The organism is Pseudomonas sp. PS1(2021) (assembly GCF_020405165.1).
GTDB lineage: Bacteria > Pseudomonadota > Gammaproteobacteria > Pseudomonadales > Pseudomonadaceae > Pseudomonas > Pseudomonas aeruginosa.
The window spans coordinates 2,887,988-2,904,663 of record NZ_CP084484.1; the positions used below are offsets into that span (position 1 = coordinate 2,887,988).

General features: G+C 68.1%; 16 protein-coding genes. 4 read left to right on the forward strand and 12 right to left on the reverse strand.

What is annotated here, in order from left to right:
• Positions 1-33: 33 nt before the first annotated feature.
• The 6 genes from kdpC to LE197_RS13845 all read right to left on the reverse strand — a co-directional run bounded on the left by kdpC (position 34) and on the right by LE197_RS13845 (position 6,780).
• Complete coding sequence (kdpC, locus tag LE197_RS13820) at positions 34-585, reverse strand: potassium-transporting ATPase subunit KdpC (RefSeq protein ID WP_003120424.1); 552 nt, start codon at positions 583-585, stop codon at positions 34-36.
• 53 nt (positions 586-638) lie between these two features.
• Positions 639-2,711, reverse strand: coding sequence for a potassium-transporting ATPase subunit KdpB (gene kdpB / locus LE197_RS13825; protein ID WP_003087527.1), 2,073 nt, complete (start codon positions 2,709-2,711; stop codon positions 639-641).
• 11 nt (positions 2,712-2,722) lie between these two features.
• A complete protein-coding gene (kdpA, locus tag LE197_RS13830) occupies positions 2,723-4,417 on the reverse strand; it encodes a potassium-transporting ATPase subunit KdpA (protein WP_003087524.1) in 1,695 nt (564 codons plus the stop codon).
• Positions 4,418-4,427: 10 nt separating this feature from the next.
• Positions 4,428-4,517 (reverse strand): K(+)-transporting ATPase subunit F, encoded by a 90-nt coding sequence (locus LE197_RS13835; protein WP_003097848.1) that lies wholly within the window; start codon positions 4,515-4,517, stop codon positions 4,428-4,430.
• A 187-nt stretch (positions 4,518-4,704) separates the two neighbouring features.
• On the reverse strand, positions 4,705-5,859 hold the full coding sequence (locus LE197_RS13840; RefSeq protein ID WP_003144825.1) for an acyl-CoA dehydrogenase family protein: 1,155 nt from the start codon (positions 5,857-5,859) through the stop codon (positions 4,705-4,707).
• A gap of 54 nt (positions 5,860-5,913) precedes the next feature.
• Positions 5,914-6,780 carry an IclR family transcriptional regulator gene (locus tag LE197_RS13845; RefSeq protein ID WP_003097851.1) on the reverse strand — a complete coding sequence of 289 codons (867 nt, stop codon included), beginning with the start codon at positions 6,778-6,780 and terminating at the stop codon, positions 5,914-5,916.
• Positions 6,781-7,021: 241 nt separating this feature from the next.
• Between LE197_RS13845 and LE197_RS13850 the strand changes: the two genes are divergently transcribed.
• The 4 genes from LE197_RS13850 (at position 7,022) to LE197_RS13865 (ending at position 11,415) form a co-directional block, all read left to right on the forward strand.
• Entirely contained in the window at positions 7,022-7,807 is a 786-nt protein-coding gene (locus tag LE197_RS13850) for an enoyl-CoA hydratase (protein ID WP_003144826.1), read from the forward strand.
• A 3-nt stretch (positions 7,808-7,810) separates the two neighbouring features.
• Positions 7,811-9,340 (forward strand): 3-hydroxyacyl-CoA dehydrogenase, encoded by a 1,530-nt coding sequence (locus tag LE197_RS13855; RefSeq protein ID WP_023096832.1) that lies wholly within the window; start codon positions 7,811-7,813, stop codon positions 9,338-9,340.
• Positions 9,341-9,477: 137 nt separating this feature from the next.
• Positions 9,478-10,125, forward strand: coding sequence for a FadR/GntR family transcriptional regulator (locus tag LE197_RS13860; RefSeq protein ID WP_003122888.1), 648 nt, complete (start codon positions 9,478-9,480; stop codon positions 10,123-10,125).
• 15 nt (positions 10,126-10,140) lie between these two features.
• Positions 10,141-11,415, forward strand: coding sequence for a CynX/NimT family MFS transporter (locus LE197_RS13865; protein ID WP_003122889.1), 1,275 nt, complete (start codon positions 10,141-10,143; stop codon positions 11,413-11,415).
• A 50-nt stretch (positions 11,416-11,465) separates the two neighbouring features.
• Here LE197_RS13865 and LE197_RS13870 read toward each other — a convergent pair whose 3' ends face one another.
• The 6 genes from LE197_RS13870 to LE197_RS13895 all read right to left on the reverse strand — a co-directional run bounded on the left by LE197_RS13870 (position 11,466) and on the right by LE197_RS13895 (position 16,668).
• The gene (locus LE197_RS13870; protein ID WP_003097861.1) at positions 11,466-12,533 is read right to left on the reverse strand and encodes an AI-2E family transporter; all 1,068 of its coding nucleotides are present in this window, start codon (positions 12,531-12,533) and stop codon (positions 11,466-11,468) included.
• A gap of 165 nt (positions 12,534-12,698) precedes the next feature.
• Positions 12,699-13,505 (reverse strand): DUF4892 domain-containing protein, encoded by an 807-nt coding sequence (locus tag LE197_RS13875; protein ID WP_003097863.1) that lies wholly within the window; start codon positions 13,503-13,505, stop codon positions 12,699-12,701.
• 8 nt (positions 13,506-13,513) lie between these two features.
• Positions 13,514-14,176, reverse strand: a complete 663-nt coding sequence (locus LE197_RS13880) for a glutathione S-transferase family protein (protein ID WP_023108988.1) — start codon at positions 14,174-14,176, stop codon at positions 13,514-13,516.
• A 79-nt stretch (positions 14,177-14,255) separates the two neighbouring features.
• Positions 14,256-15,116: an alpha/beta fold hydrolase gene (locus tag LE197_RS13885; RefSeq protein ID WP_003097867.1), complete on the reverse strand. Its 861-nt coding sequence runs from the start codon at positions 15,114-15,116 to the stop codon at positions 14,256-14,258.
• Entirely contained in the window at positions 15,113-15,925 is an 813-nt protein-coding gene (locus tag LE197_RS13890; RefSeq protein WP_003097869.1) for an alpha/beta fold hydrolase, read from the reverse strand. The genes LE197_RS13885 and LE197_RS13890 overlap by 4 nt, the downstream gene beginning before the upstream one ends.
• A 101-nt stretch (positions 15,926-16,026) precedes the next feature.
• Complete coding sequence (locus LE197_RS13895) at positions 16,027-16,668, reverse strand: LysE family translocator (protein WP_012614311.1); 642 nt, start codon at positions 16,666-16,668, stop codon at positions 16,027-16,029.
• Positions 16,669-16,676 lie beyond the last annotated feature (8 nt).

Sequence of the window (16,676 nt, forward strand, 5' to 3'; positions counted from 1 at the left end):
ATTGCAAGCCCTTGCGTGGGTCTCTGGGGAAACCTAGCGCTTCAACCCCGCCAGCGCCATGTTCAGCGCCAGCACGTTGACCACCGCCGGCCCCACCAGCGGCCGCTCGGTGTGGCTTTCCACCAGGTCTTCCACCAGCCGCAGCGGCAGCCCGCGCGCCGTGGCCACCCGCAGCGCCTGGTAACGCGCGGCCTGCGGCGGCAGCTGCGGATCGAGTCCGCTACCGGAGGTAGTGACCAGCGCCAGCGGCACCGGCCCCTGGTCGGCGATACGCTCCTGGGCGGCGTCCCTGGCGATGCGCTCGGCCAGTGCCGGGTTGCTCGGCGCCAGGTTGCTCGCGGCACTGGAAACGGTGGCGTAGTCGCCCGCCGAAGGCCGCGAATGGAACCACTCCTCGCCGTCGAACTTCTGCGCGATCAGCCGCGAGCCGAGCACCTTGCCCTCGGCGTCGCGCAGCAGGCTGCCATTGGCCTGCTCGGGGAACGCCAGTTGGGCGATACCGGTGACCAGCAGCGGATAGGCCACGCCGGTGACCATGCTGAGCACCAGCAGTGACGCCAGTGCCGGACGGAGTTGCTTGAACATGTGCAGATCCTCTCTTCAGTCCCAGGCCCTCGCCCGACGGCGAGGGCCGTTGTTCATGCCAGGCCGACGGCGGTCAGCAGCAGGTCGATCGCCTTGATCCCGAGGAACGGCGCCACCAGGCCGCCGACGCCATAGATCAGCAGGTTGCGCTGCAGCAGTTGCGAAGCGTCCGCCGCCTGAACCCGCACGCCGCGCAAGGCCAATGGGATCAACGCGACGATGATCAGCGCGTTGAACACGATGGCCGACAGGATCGCGCTCTGCGGGCTTTGCAGGCGCATCACGTTGAGCACGTCGAGCTGCGGGTAGATGCCGACGAACAGCGCCGGCAGGATGGCGAAGTACTTGGCCACGTCGTTGGCGATGGAAAAGGTGGTCAGCGCGCCGCGGGTGACCAGCAACTCCTTGCCCACCTGGACCACGTCGAGCAGCTTGGTCGGGTCGCTGTCCAGGTCGACCAGGTTGGCCGCCTCGCGGGCGGCCTGGGTGCCGTCGTTCATGGCCATGCCGACGTCGGCCTGGGCCAGCGCCGGGGCGTCGTTGGCACCGTCGCCGCACATCGCCACCAGGCGACCTTCGCCCTGCTCCTGGCGAATCCGCGCCAGTTTCTTCTCCGGGGTAGCCTCGGCGATCACGTCGTCGACCCCAGCCTCGGCGGCGATGGCAGCGGCGGTCAGCGGGTTGTCGCCGGTCACCATCACGGTGCGGATGCCCAGCCGGCGCAGTTCGGCGAAGCGCTCGCGAATGCCCGGCTTGACCACGTCCTTCAGGTGAATGGCGCCGAGCAGCCGGCCGTTGGCTACCACCAGCAGCGGGGTGCCGCCGCTCTGGGCGATCTTGTCCACCTCCCGCGAAAGCACCTCGGGCATCTTCTCCCGCGGCAGGTCGATGAAGCGCAGCGCCGCATCCACCGCCCCCTTGCGGTACACCTGGCCGTTCCAGTCGACCCCGGACAGGCGGGTTTCCGCGCTGAAGGCGATCGGCGTCAGCTCCTCGCGGCGCGGCTCCTCGATCGGATGCAGGATGCGCAGGTATTCGACGATCGACTTGCCTTCCGGGGTGTCGTCGGCCAGCGAGGCCAGCAACGCGCCCTCGGCCAGTTCCTTGCCGCTCACCCCCGGCGCGGCGTACAGCGCGCTGCAGCGGCGGTTGCCGAAGGTGATGGTGCCGGTCTTGTCGAGCAGCAGCACGTGGACGTCGCCGGCCGCCTCCACCGCGCGACCGGACTTGGCGATCACGTTCAGGCGCACCAGGCGGTCCATGCCGGCGATGCCGATGGCCGAGAGCAGGCCGCCGATGGTGGTCGGGATCAGCGTCACCAGCAGCGCCACCAGGAACACCAGCGGCAGGTTGCCGCCGGCGAACAGGGCGAACGGCTTGAGGGTTACCACCACCAGCAGGAAGATCAGGGTCAGGCCGATCAGCAGGATGTCCAGCGCCACTTCGTTGGGGGTCTTCTGCCGCTTGGCGCCTTCCACCAGGGCGATCATCCGGTCCAGGGTCGACTCGCCCGGGTTGGCGCCGATCCGCACCAGCAGCCAGTCGGACACCACCTGGGTGTTGCCGGTCACCGCTGAGCGGTCGCCGCCGGACTCGCGGATCACCGGCGCCGATTCACCGGTGATGGCGGCCTCGTTGACCGCCGCCACGCCTTCGATGACTTCGCCGTCGCCGGGAATCATCTCGCCGGCCTGGACCCGTACCACGTCGCCCTTGCGCAGGCTGCTGGCAGCGACGCTCTCGAAACTGCCGTCGGCGCGCCGCTTATTGGCGGAGAGGCCCTGGCTGCCGGCCTTGAGACTGTCCGCGCGGGCCTTGCCACGCCCCTCGGCTAGCGCTTCGGCGAAGTTGGCGAAGAGCACGGTGAACCACAGCCAGAGGGCGATCTGCAGCGCCACCGAGGTCGGCACCGCCTGGTCGGGGACGAAGCACAGCAAGGTGGTGAGCACGGCGGTCAGTTCGACCACCAGCATCACCGGCGAGCGCAGCAACTGGCGCGGGTCGAGCTTGACGAAGGCTTGCAGCAGCGCCGGCCGCCACAAGGCGGCGAGGCTGGTGGACGCGTTGTGGCGACGTTCGAGCGATTTGTGCAAGGCGTTCTTGGACGCCTGGGTCTGAGCGTTCATGTGCGATTCCTTCAGAAGCCGAGGCTCAGTTGTTCAGCGATCGGGCCGAGGGCCAGGGTCGGCAGGAAGGTCAGGCCGCCGACCAGCAGGATGGTCACGGTGAGCAGGCTGACGAACAGCGGACCATGGGTCGGGAAACTGTTCGGCCCCACCGGGCTGGCCTTCTTCGCCGCCAGGCTGCCGGCGATGGCGAGGATCGGCAGGATGTAGCCGAAGCGGCCGATGAGCATGGCCAGGCCGATCATCAGGTTGTGGAACGGCGTGTTGGCACCGAAACCGGCAAACGCCGAGCCGTTGTTGGCGCTCCCCGAGGTGTAGGCGTAGAGCAGTTGGCTGAAACCGTGCGGGCCGGGGTTGGTCACCGCCGAGGCCGGTCCCGGCAGGCTGGCGGCAATGGCGCCGAGCACCAGCACGCCGACAGGCATCACCAGCAGGGTGAAGACCAGCAGGCGGACCTCCTTCGCCTCGAGCTTCTTGCCCAGGTACTCCGGCGTCCGCCCGACCATCAGGCCGGCGAGGAACACCGCGATCAGGACGAACAGCAGCATGCCGTAGAGGCCGGCGCCGACGCCGCCGAAGATCACCTCGCCGAGCATCATGTTCAGCAGCGGCAGCATGCCGCCCAGGGGGCTCAGGCTATCGTGCATGGCGTTCACCGAGCCGTTCGAGGCGGCGGTGGTGGTGATCGCCCAGAGCATGCTGGCGGCGGTGCCGAAGCGACTCTCCTTGCCCTCCATCGGTGCGCCCTGCTCGACCGGCAACTGCGCCAGCGCCGGGTTCGGCTGGTATTCGGCCCACAGCGACAAGCCCAGGCCGAGGCAGAACAGCAGCAGCATGCAGCCGAGGATCGCGCGGCTCTGGCGCAGGTCCTTCACGTAATGGCCGAAGGTGAATACCAGCGCCGCCGGGATCAGGATGATCGAGGCCACTTCGAACAGGTTGCTCCAGGCACTCGGGTTCTCGAACGGATGAGTCGAGTTGACGCCGAAGAAGCCGCCGCCGTTGGTGCCCAGTTGCTTGATGGCGATCTGGCTGGCCGCCGGGCCGAGCGGGATGGTCTGCTCGGCGCCTTGCAAGGTGGTGGCATGGACGTAGTCGAAGAAGGTCTGCGGCACGCCCTGCCAGACCAGCAGCAACGCCAGCAGCAGGCACAGCGGCAGCAGCACGTAGAGGGTGCCGCGGGTCAGGTCGACCCAGAAGTTGCCCAGCTGTCGTGTGGAGCGGCGGCTGATGCCGCGCGCCAGGGCCACCAGCACGCAGAGGCCGACCGCCGCGCTGACGAAGTTCTGCACCGTAAGGCCGACCATCTGGCTGAAGTAGCTCAGCGAGGCCTCGCCGCTGTAGGCCTGCCAGTTGGTGTTGGTGACGAAACTGACCGCGGTGTTGAACGCCAGGGTCCATTCCAGGCCCGGCAGGTGCTGCGGGTTCAGCGGCAGGCTGCCCTGCAGCATGAGGATCGAGAACAGCAGGACCAGGCCGGCCAGGTTGAATGCCAGCAGCGCCAGGGTGTAGGTCTTCCAGTCCTGCTCGCTCGCCGGATCGACGCCGAACAGGCGATAGCAGACGCGCTCCAGTGGCGCCAGCGGCGCGCTGAGGAGATTGCGTTGGCCTTCCATCACCTTGAAGCAGTAGCGCCCGAGGAACGGTGCAGGCACCAGGACCAGGGCGAAAAAGGCCAGGATCAAGAGAATCTCGTGGCTGTTCATGTGCCCTCCCCTAGGCACGGTCGGCGCGTAGCAGCGCCACCAGCAAATAGACGAACAGTCCCGTGGCCAGGGCCAGGGACAACCAATCCAGAACGGTCATGTGTGCGATCTCTCCTTCGAACGGCCTCTGCCGCTTGAGGGAAAGTCTCCGCAAAGGGGGCGTAAAGAAGCGATTCCGGGCCGCGTCGGACGGCATAAAGAAAGCGTAAAGAGTGGCGCGGACAGCGCCTGGGAGAGCAACCGGCCGGGGACTGCGCCACGGCCGGTGACAAGGCGAAGGATCGACGCTAGCCCTGGGCGGCGCGGATCATGTTGCGGGCGATCAGCAGTTGCTGGATCTGCGTGGTGCCCTCGTAGATGCGGAACAGTCGCACGTCGCGATAGAAGCGCTCGATCCCATAGTCGCCGATATAGCCGGCGCCGCCGAAGATCTGCACCGCGCGGTCGGCGACGCGGCCGCACATTTCCGAGGCGAACAGCTTGGCGCAGGACGCCTCGGTACCGACATCGCGGCCTTCGTCGCGCTGCCGCGCGGCGTCGATGACCATGCAGCGCGCCGCGTAGGCTTCGGCCTTGCTGTCGGCGAGCATTGCCTGGATCAACTGGAACTCGGCGATCGGCTGGCCGAACTGCTTGCGTTCCAGGGCATAGCGCAACGCATCCTCGAGCATCCGCTCGGCGACCCCCACGCAGACCGCGGCGATGTGCAGGCGGCCCTTGTCGAGCACCTTCATCGCGGTCTTGAAGCCGACGCCCTCGACCCCGCCGATCAACTGGCTGGCAGGCACCCGGCAGTCGTCGAAGATCACGTCACAGGTATGCGCGCCCTTCTGTCCCATCTTGCGATCCGGCTTGCCCAGGGACAGCCCGGGCGTACCGCGCTCGACGACGAAAGCGGAGATTCCGCCGGCGCCACGGATCGCCGGGTTGGTGCGTGCCATCACGGTGTAGATGCCGGCCTGCGGGGCGTTGGTGATGAAGCGCTTGGTACCGTTGAGCACGTAGTGCTGGCCGTCACGCACCGCCGTGGTCTTCAGCGAGGCGGCGTCGGAACCGGAGTCCGGTTCGGTGAGGCAGAACGAACTGAGCAGTTCGCCCGACGCCAGGCGCGGCAGGTAGCGCCGCTTCTGTTCTTCGGTGCCGTCGATGACGATGCCCTGGGAGCCGATGCCATTGTTGGTGCCCAGCAGCGAACGGAACGCCGGCGAGGTCCGCCCCAGTTCGAAGGCGATGCTCACCTCTTCCTCCATGGTCACCCCGAGGCCGCCGTAGGCCTCCGGGATCGACAGGCCGAACAGGCCCATCTCGCGCATGCGGGCGATGATCGCCTCGGGGATGCGGTCGGTTTCCGCCACCTCCTGCTCATGAGGCACCAGGCTTTCGCGGACGAACTGGCGGATGCTGTCCAGCAGCAGGTTCAGGGTTTCCGGATCACGAATCATGCTCACTCCAATAGGCCCTTAGGCCGGTTGCCATGATTCCGTCACCGGCCTCGGTCAGCGGGTGGCGGCCTCGATGTTGTGGACCATGTGCAGCAGGCGCGGGCCGATGTCGTCCTCCAGTTTCTCGCGCTTGAGGTGGAAACTCGGCCCGCCGCAGTTGAACGCCAGCAGCCCATGGCTCTCGTGGTGCAAGGCCACGCCCACCGCGTTGACGTCGCGTTGCCACTCGCCGAGCGACAGGCAGAAGCCGTAGTCGGCATAGTCGCGGAAGGCCCGCTCCAGCCCCTTGCGCACTTCCGGCCAGTCTTCCGGGTGGCGCTTGCGGATGTGCCCGAGGATGAACTCCCGCTCGTCCTCCGGCATCGCCGCCAGGCAGGCCCGGCCGATCGCGCTGCGGTGCAGCGAGAGGTGGCTGCCGACCTGGCGACGCATGGTCAGGTTGGCCTCGCCATGCACCACGTCGAGGTAGACCATGCTCAGCCGGTCGCGGGCCGCCATGGCCACCGCGGCCTTGGCGTAGCCGGCCATCTCTTCCATCAAAGGGCGGGCGAGCGCGCGAATCGACAGGTTCGAGAGCATCGCGTAGCCGAACGACATCACGCCCACTTCCAACTGGTACTTGCCGCTATGCGGCAGGTGACGCAGATAGCCCAGCCGGGTCAGGGTGTGGGTCAGACGCGACACCGTCGGCTTCGGCAGGCCGGTCTTCTTCGCCAGTTCCTGGTTGCCCAGCAGGCTTTCCCGTGGTGTGAAACAGCGCAGCAATTCCAACCCGCGGGCCAGCGCGGTGACGAACTGGCGGTCCTTGAGTTCCTCGTCTTTCTCCTGCATCGGGTCGATCAGCACAGCTTCGAAGGCGGACACTTCCGCTTCCGTACTGGCACCTTCCGCCGGACTCCGGCGCTCGTCGTTGCCGCGCATAGTAGGGACCTCTTTTTCAAAAAATCAATAAAACAAAATCATATTTCGCATAGCGAAACTAATAGAAGAACCCATGCACTTTCAACAACGAAAATAAAATCCTTTTAAAACAGTAAATTGTATAAGTAGATCGTCCGAAATCCGACGCGAGTATTTACAACGCCCCGGCTGGCGCTGATTATTTTCGATAAATCATGAAACTATATTTCGCATAGCGAAATATCAATTCATCGGAGCTTCCATGTCCGCCGATCCTTCGCCCGTGGTTCTGCTCGAATTTCCCGCAGCCGATGTCGCCCTGCTTCGCCTCAATCGTCCGCAAGCCAGGAACGCGCTGAACGACGAAGTGCGCCAGCGCCTCGCCAGCCACTTCCAGACGCTCGGCGCGGATCCGGCGATCCGCGTCATCGTGCTCACCGGCGACTCGCGCTGCTTTGCAGCTGGCGCCGATCTCCGCGATCTCTCGACGAGCACGGCGATCGGCCTGTACGGCCGCCACAGCGAGCGCTACTGGGAAGCCATCGCGCGCTGCCCGAAGCCGGTGATCGCCGCGGTCAACGGCTTCGCCCTGGGCGGCGGCTGCGAACTGGCGATGCATTGCGACCTGATCGTCGCCGGCGAGTCGGCACAGTTCGCCCAGCCGGAGATCAAGGTCGGGGTGATGCCGGGTGCCGGCGGCACCCAGCGCCTGGTACGGGCGGTGGGCAAGTTCCAGGCGCTGCGCATGCTGTTCACCGGCTGCCTGGTGAAGGCTCCGCAAGCGCTGGCCATGGGCCTGGTCAGCGAAGTGGTGGCGGACGAGTCGACGCTGGCGCGCGCCCTGGAACTGGCCACGGAGATCGCCCGCCTGCCCCCTCTGGCGCTGGCGCAGATCAAGGAGGTGGTCCTGGCCGGTGCCGACCTGCCGCTGGACAGTGCCCTGGCCCTGGAACGCAAGGCGTTCCAGTTGCTGTTCGACTCGCAGGACCAGAAGGAAGGCATGCACGCCTTCCTGGAGAAACGCCCGCCGAACTACCAGGGGAAATAGACGATGCCCGATATTCGTTGTATCGCCGTGGTCGGTACCGGTGCGATGGGCACCGGGATCGCCCAGATCGCCGCCCAGGCCGGCCTGACTGTGTGGCTGTTCGACAGCCGCGCCGAGGCCGCCGCCGAGGCACGCCAGCGCCTGCGGCAGACCTTCGAGAGCCTGTGCGGCAAAGGCAAGCTGAGCGCCGCCGACGCCGAGGCCGCGCAAAACCGGCTGCGGGTGGCGGAACGCCTGGAACAACTCGGCGACTGCGAACTGGTGGTGGAGGCCATCGTCGAGCGCCTGGAAGCCAAGCAGGAATTGCTGCGCCGGCTGGAAGCCATAGTCGCGCCGGAGACCATCCTCGCCAGCAATACCTCGTCGTTGTCGATCACCGCCATCGCCGCCGCCTGCGAGCGGCCGCAGCGGGTCGCCGGCTTTCACTTCTTCAACCCGGTGCCGCTGATGCGCGTGGTCGAGGTGGTCGACGGCCTGGCCAGCGCTCCGGAAGTCGGCGACGCCCTGCTCGCCCTCGCCGCGCGCCTAGGCCACCGCGGTGTACGGACCAAGGACAGCCCCGGCTTCATCGTCAACCATGCCGGCCGCGCCTATGGCACCGAGGCCCTGCGCATCCTCGGCGAAGGCGTCGCCGAATGCGCCGAGATCGACCGTGTGCTGCGCGAGTGCGCCGGCTTCCGCATGGGGCCGTTCGAACTGCTCGATCTTACCGGCCTCGACGTGTCGCACCCGGTGATGGAATCGATCTACCAGCAGTACTACCAGGAACCGCGCTACCGCCCGCACCCGCTGACCCGCCAGTTGCTCGCCGCCGGCCGTCTCGGGCGCAAGAGCGGCCAGGGCTTCTATCGCTACGTCGACGGCCAGCCGCAGGACAAGCCCGGTCCGCAACCGGTGCCGCAGGCCGCCGCCCGACCACCGGTGTGGCTGGGCTGCGAAAACGAGGACGACCGCCGCACGCTCGCCGAACTGCTGCATCGCCTCGGCGTCGAGCCGGAAACCGGCGAACGCCCTTCCGCCGCAGCGCTCTGCCTGCTGGCCGCCTGGGGCGAGGACCTGAGCAGCGCCGTGCAGCGCTTCGCCTGTCCCGCCGAGCGCAGCGTCGGCATCGACCTGCTCTGCGACCTCGAGCGCCGGCGCTGCCTGATGCTCTCGCCGCTGACTACCCCGGCCATGCGCGACGCCGCCCACGCGCTACTGGCTGGCGACGGCGCCGGGGTCACGGTGCTGCGCGACAGTCCCGGCTTCGTCGTCCAGCGGGTACTGGCGATGATCGTCAACCTCGCCTGCGACATCGCCCAGCAGGGCATTGCCAGCGTCGAGGATATCGACCAGGCGGTGCACCTCGGCCTCGGCTATCCCCACGGCCCGCTGGAATGGGGCGACCGCCTCGGCCCGCGGCGCCTGCTGAGCATTCTCCAGCGCCTGCAGGCGCTTACCGGTGACCCGCGCTACCGGCCCAGTCCCTGGCTGCGCCGACGAGCGCAACTGGGCATGTCCCTGCGCGCCGGCGAAACCGCCGCCGTAGGCTGACGCATCGGCGACCTGGCGACGCAGCGCCATGCGTCTCGCCGCCAGGCCAACGCTTTTTCCCCGAGCGACGCTTTCCGGGCTTGCAGCTGCCGAGGTATCCTGCGCGCAAATTCATCCGATGATTGGATGTTTCTTCCGTGACCATTCCCCTCAAGCGCTCCCTGGTGGACATCGCCCTGGAGCAGATCCGCCAGCGCATCGACGCCGGCCATTGGCCGCTCGGCCAGCGCCTGCCGCCGGAGCCGGAACTCGCCGAGCTGCTCGGCATGAGCCGCAACACCGTGCGCGAAGCGGTGCGCGTGCTGACCTTCTCCGGCGTGCTGGAAGTCCGCCAGGGCGACGGCACCTACGTGCGCGCCTGCGCCGATCCGCTGGAAACCATGCTGGTGCTGGCGCGCAGCGCGGTGCAGCACTCCCTGGAGGCACGCGGGATGATCGAGATCGAGGCGGCGCGCCTGGCTGCCGTTCGCCGCGACGACAGCGACCTGAGCGCATTGCGCGAGCATCTCGACGCTTCGCGCCAGCGCTACGGCAGCGACGACCTGCAGGACTACATCGAGCACGACGTCCGCTTCCACCAACGGATGGTCGATGCCGCCCACAATCCGGTGCTCAGCGAACTCTACCGCTACTTCTCGCAGGTCATCCGGACCTCGCTGGAACGCACCATGGCCGACCCACAAAGGGCCCAGCCCTGCTTCGAGCTGCACCAGCAACTGCTCGATGCCATAGAACGCGGAGACCCGGACGCTGCCGCCGCGGCCAACCGCGCACTGCTGATCTGAACCCGGGACAGACCCATGACTCACGCCTTGAATGCCCGGCCGGGAGCGCACCCCGGCCATCCTCCGGAAGAACTGCTGATCGATGCCGAAGTCGACGACGAACCAGCCCCGCCGGCGCCGCCGCTACGCCCCTGGCTGCTCCTGCTGGGCCTGGTGCTGGTGGCGCTGAACCTGCGCCCGGCGCTGTCCAGCCTCGCCCCCCTGCTCAACCAGGTACGCGACGATACCGGCCTCTCGGCCGCCGCCGCCGGCCTGCTGACCACCGCGCCGGTACTCTGCCTGGGGTTGTTCGCGCCGCTCGCGCCGCGCCTGGCCCGGCGTATCGGCGCCGAACGCAGCGTGCTGCTGATCCTCTTCTGCCTGGCCGGCGGCATCGTCCTGCGCAGCCTGTTCCCGGTGTTCGGCCTGTTCGCCGGCAGCGTCCTGGCCGGCGCCAGCATCGGCATCATCGGCGTGCTCCTGCCGGGCATCGTCAAACGCGACTTCCCGCGCCAGGCCGGGGTGATGACCGGGGTCTACACCATGGCCCTGTGCCTGGGCGCAGCGCTCGCCGCCGGCGCCACCGCGCCGCTGGAGAAGCTCTTCGGCAACTGGGAACTGGCGCTGGCGTTCTGGTCGCTGCCGGCGATCCTCGCCGCCGCCTTCTGGCTGCCGCAGACCCGCCAGGGCCAGCACGCCCATCGCCAGGCCTTCCGTGTCGTCGGCCTGTGGCGCGACCCGCTGGCCTGGCAGGTCACGCTGTACATGGGCCTGCAATCGTCCCTGGCCTACATCGTCTTCGGTTGGCTGCCGTCGATCCTGATCGACCGCGGCATGACTGCGGTGGAAGCCGGCCTGGTGCTGTCCGGCTCGGTGATGCTGCAACTGATCACCGCCCTGCTCGCGCCCTGGCTCGCCGCTCGCGCCAGGGACCAGCGCCTGGCGGTGGTGCTGGTGATGGCTACCACCCTCGCCGGCCTGCTCGGCTTCCTCTATGCGCCGCTGCAGACCATCTGGGGCTGGGCGGTCCTGCTCGGCCTCGGCCAGGGCGGTACCTTCAGCATCGCCCTGGCGCTGATCGTCCTGCGCTCGCGCGACGCCCACGTCGCCTCGCATCTGTCGGGCATGGCCCAGGGCGTCGGCTACACCCTGGCGGCCATGGGGCCGTTCATGGTCGGCGTGGTCCACGACCTGACCGGCGGCTGGAACGCGGTCGGCTATATCTTCATCGGCGTCGCCATCGCCGCCACCCTGTTCGGCCTCGGCGCCGGGCGCAGCCAGTACGTGGGGGCCCGCAGCGAACACCTGTAGCCCGCAGACGCAAAAAGCCCCGCATCGCGGGGCTTTTTCTCCTTCGTCACTCAGGCATCCGGGCCGCGCCCTTCCGCGGGCGGCGTCCGCGGCGTGCTGGCGATCCAGTCGCTGAGCAGGTTGTAGGCCACTGCCAGCAGGATCGGGCCGAGGAACAGGCCCATGAAGCCGAACGCCAGCAGGCCGCCGAATACCCCGAGCAGCACCACCACCAGCGGCAGGTTGCCGCCACGGCTGATCAGGTAGGGTTTGAGGATGTTGTCCACCCCGCTGATGATGAAGAAGCCCCACAGGCCGAGGAACACCCCGTGGCCATAGTCGCCCTTGAAGAACAGCCAGGCGGTGGCCGGACCCCAGACCAGCGGCGGGACCATCAGTAGGCTGCAGGCGAAGGTCAGCAGGCCGAGCAGCATGGCTCCCGGTACGCCGGCGATCATGAAGCCGATCCAGGCCAGCAGGGCTTGCGCCGCGGCGGTACCGATCACCCCGTTGACCACCCGCTGTACGGTGCCGGCGACAAGGTCGCGATAGTGCTCCGCGCGGTTGCCGATCAGGCGTTCCAGGGCACGGTGGACGATGGACTCCAGGCGCGGCCCGTCGCGGTAGAAGAAGAAGATCAGGATCAGGCTGAGGACCAGTTCAAGGATCCCTCCGCCGATCTTCGCGCTGCGCGCCAGCAGCCAGTTGCCGACCTCGCCGACATAGGGCTTGAGCACGTAGAAGAACGCCACGCCCTGTTGGTCGATGGAGTCCCACCAGCCGATCAGGCGGTCGCCGATCAGCGGTACGCCGGCCATCCACGAAGGCGGCGGCGGCAGGCCCTCGACCTGGAGATTCTTCAGCAGCTCCATCAGCGAGCGAACGTTGTCCGCCAGGCCGAAGCCGAGCCAGATCAGCGGCAATGCCACCAGGACGATCCAGCCCAGGGTCAGCAGGCCCGCCGCCAGCGACTCGCGGCCACCGAGCAGGCGCGTGAGCATGCGCATCAGCGGCCAACTGGCGAAAGCCAGCACCGCGGCCCAGAACAGCGCCGACCAGAATGGCGCCAGCACCCAGAGACTGGCACCGAGCAGACCGAACAGCAGCACGCGAAGCAACAGCCGATCGTTATCGAACATCAAGGCAGGCCTTCCTCAAAGGGGGATACACCGATAGACAGCGCTCGGCGTGCGCCGTTTCCAGCCGGAGCGTGGGGCGCGGGGGAAAGGCAGTCTACTCTGGCGGGCGGCCTTGCCGAAGGCATTTTCGCCATCGCCCGGGCCCGCAGGCCCGGGCGAACGCGTTCAACGCAGCCAGTTGAGGTGCAGGCCCTCGACCTCCGACTGGCCCAGCTCCATGCGGCTGTTCAGCACGCCCTGCCCGCGCAGGGCGTCGCGCCACTCCTGGGCGTGCTTGCCGGACAGCTCGACCCGCACCCCGGTATCCAGGCGCAGGGTCCGCACCAGCAGCTCCAACCAGGAGCCGGCCGGCTCCGCCGGCACATGGCTGAGGGTCAGTTCGCCGTTGGCCTTGAGCAGGCGCAGCAGGGTCGCCGGGCTCGGCAGCAGTTCCGCCAGCGGCGCATCGGCCTTGAGTTCCTCGGCCTGCAGGTAGGCGCGGCGATTGCCACGGGTGATCGAGTAGACCGCCACCAGGCTGTTCTCCTGCGGCGCCGCCAGACGCACCAGCAGGTAGGCCTGCTGCTCGTCCGGGCCGTACAGCTTGGCATTGCCGAACACGGCGTTGGCCAGCAGGCTGCTGGAGCCGCAGTCGCGTCGCTCGCACCAGAACAGCGGCGTGGCGTCGGCCTTGAGCAGCGCGGTGCGCGCCGCGGCGAACGCCTCCTGGCTGCTGTGCTCGGGCGGCAAGCGGTAGGTCAGTGCGGTCAGCTCGCCTTCGGCGCGCACCTCGCCCTCCATGCGCAGGCGACCGCTGATGCGACTGATCGCCCCTAGCGGGTAGATCCGTTCCTCACTCGGCGCCTGACGGAAGTCGACGATCTCGGCGCGCGGGAAGCGCGGCAGGATGTCCAGGTCATGGCTGCCGGGAAGGTCGGCGGCCAGCGCCGAAAAGCTGAAAACGCCCAGGGATAGCAACAGGAACCCTCGCATACCGGCCCTCAACGGGTCAGCATCGACTGGACGGTACGGATGGCGTCGTCGCCCTCCTTCTCCCGCCGCGGCACCAGCAGTCCGCGCTGCACCGCGGGACGCGCCTCGATGGCGGCGATCCAGCGCTGCAGGTTGTCCAGCCCGTCGACGGCGACACCGGACCAGTCGTGGATGCGCACCCAGGGATAGGTGGCGATATCGGCAATGCTGTAGTCGCCGGCGAGGTACTCGGCCTCGCCCAGGCGACCGTCGAGAACTTCGTAGAGGCGCCGGGTCTCATGCTGGTAGCGGTCGATGGCGCCCTGCAACTTCTCCGGGAAATAACGGAAGAACACGTTGGCCTGCCCCTGCATCGGGCCGACCCCGCCCATCTGGAACATCAGCCACTGGATCACCCGCGAGCGGCCCTTGACGTCGGCGGGCATCAGTTGCCCGGTCTTCTCGGCGAGGTAGATGAGGATCGCGCCCGACTCGAAGACGGCGAAGTCGTCGTTGTCGCGGTCGACGATGGCCGGGATGCGGCCGTTGGGATTGATCCTGAGGAATTCCGGAGCCTTCTGCTCCTTCTTGTCGAACGACAGCGCGTGCACCCTGTAGGGCAGGCCCATTTCCTCGAGGGCGATGGAAACCTTGTGGCCGTTCGGCGTGGCGGCGGTGTAGAGATCGATCATGCGGTGACTCTCCGTAACGATCCGTCCAGCCTTACGGCTGGACCCGGAATAGTCAAGGAAACAACGGCAAGCCGGTGTTTCAGCGCGCGAAGAAGGCCGCGAAGACCCTGGCCACCGCCTGCGCCCCGGCCTCGTCGTCCAGATGCAGGTGATGCCCGCCCGGCAGGTGGTGCCGCTCGAACGGCAGGGTCTCCAGCAGCGCCCGCATGCGCGGCTCCACCGCCAGCATGCCCTGCTCGGCCAGTACCAGGCTGACCGGGCACTCCACGCTGCGCACGAAGTTCAGCGCGTGGGCCTGGGTCAGGCGCAGCGGCGACGGTAGGGTCAGGCGCGCGTCGGTGCGCCAGGTATAGCCGCCGGGCACCGGTTCCAGGCCGCGCTGGGCGAGCAGTTCGGCGGCCTCCCGGGAGATCTCGCCGACCCCGCGCATCCGCGCTTCCACGGCTTTTTCCAGCTCGGCATAGACCGGCTTGCGCTTGTGGCGTAGCGCCAGTTGCGCCTTCAGCGCTTCGCCGAGCTTCTGCGGCGCCTTGTCGGCTTCGCCAGTGTAGGGAATCAGGCCATCGATCAACGCCAGCCGCTCGATGCGCTCGGGCAAGGCCCCGGCGAGCAGCACCGAGACGATGGCGCCCATCGAGTGCCCCAACAGGGAAAACCGCTCCCAGCCCAGTTGCTCGGCCACCATCAGCACGTCCAGCGCGTAGTCCCAGAGCAGGTAGCTGGCACCCTCGGCACGATGCGCGGAATGCCCGTGGCCGGCGAAGTCAAGGGCGACGATACGCAGCCCGGCGAGCTTCGGCGCCAGGCGCGAGAAGCTCATGGCGTTGTCCAGCCAGCCATGCAGGGCGATCACCGGCTTGCCGTCCGGCGGACCGAACAGATGCGCGGCCAGTTCGATGTGCGGCAGGCTGATGCGTACTTCCTCGACCTGCAGGCTCATGCCGAACGCTCCTCGGTCGCCCGCGACCAGCGATCGAACACGCCTTTCAGCAGTTCGGCGGTTTCCCGCGGGCGCTCCAGCGGGAACATGTGGCCGCCGGGCAGCGACATGAACTCGCCGCGCGGCATCGCCCGGATCAGCCGGGTGTGGTGCGGCAACACCACCTTGCTGTGCCGCCCGCGCACCATCGCCAGCGGCACCTGCAACTGTCGTGGACGCCCCGGACTGCTGTGCGGCACGCTACGGTAGATGCTGATCTCGGTGGCCGGATCGAAGCGCAGGCGCAGGCCGGAACCGCCGCCGCTGTCGGCCAGCCCGTGGCGTACGTAGGCCTCCAGGCAATCGGGGTCGAAGCGGCGGAACAGCGCCTTGCCGGAGAAGTACGCCCGCGCCTCTTCCAGGTCGGGGAACGCCTCGCGACGCCCCAGGGTGCGCCCGGCCGGAGTGATCCGGTCGATGAAGCCGAAGCGCTTGGCGGCACGGATCACCAGGCGGTCGGCGAGGGTCAGCACCGGCGAATCGAGCATCACCACGCCGCGGTAGAGTTCCGGCCGGCGCAGCGCCGCGTGGTAGTGCAGCACGCCGCCGAGGGAATGGCCGACGCCCCAGACCGGCTGTTCCAGGCTGGCGAGGTGGTGCAGCAGTTCGTCCACCAGGTTGTCCCAGTTGTCGTTCACCGGGAAACGCGGGTCGTGCCCGTGCATTTCCAGGTGATCCACCCGGTACTCCGGCGCCAACGCCTCGAACAGCTTGGCGTAGGTAGCCGACGGGAAGCCGTTGGCGTGGGCGAAGAAAACCGATTGCGACATGCGCGACGTCTCGACAGGGCTGATGCCAGGGATTCTCCGGCAGCCTCGCCGAGGCGGCAATGGCTTTGCCGGCTGCCTTGCACGGCGAAGCGGCCAAAACCTCAGGCAGAGCGGACGAGATGCTCGAGGATCGCCGCCGCCACCAGCAGGAACACCACCCCGCAGGCCGCGTCCAGCCAGGGCACCGCGCGCAACAGGCGTGCCTGCAGGGCCGGGCGGGTAAGGGTCAGGCTGAGCAGGCCGAACCAGCAGGCGCCCATGCCGAACAGCAGCGCCGCCACCGCCAGTTTGCCGCCGAGCGACATCTGCGCGGGAATCAGGCTGCCGAGCAAGGCGATGAAGAACACCAGCGCCTTGGGATTGAACAGATTGGTCGCCACTCCGCGCAGCCAGGGCCCCAGGGGCGACGGCGGCAGTGCCCCGTCGAGCCGGCCCGGCTGGCCGTCGCCGCGCCGCAGCCAGGCGCGCAGCGCGCCGACGCCGAGCCAGGCCAGGTACAGCGCGCCGAGCGCCTGCAGGATGGCGAACAGCACAGGCGTACGGCTGAGCAGCAGCGACACGCCGGTCAGCACCAGGGTGGTATGCAGGAGAATCCCGCAGGCCAGCCCCAGCGCGCTGGCCAGGCCGGCCCGCCGCCCCTGGTGCAGGGTCGTGCGCACCACCAGGGCGACATCGGGACCGGGGCTGACCAGGGCTATGGCGAACACCGCCGCCAGGGTCAGCAAGACAGACAATTCCTGCATGGCTACTC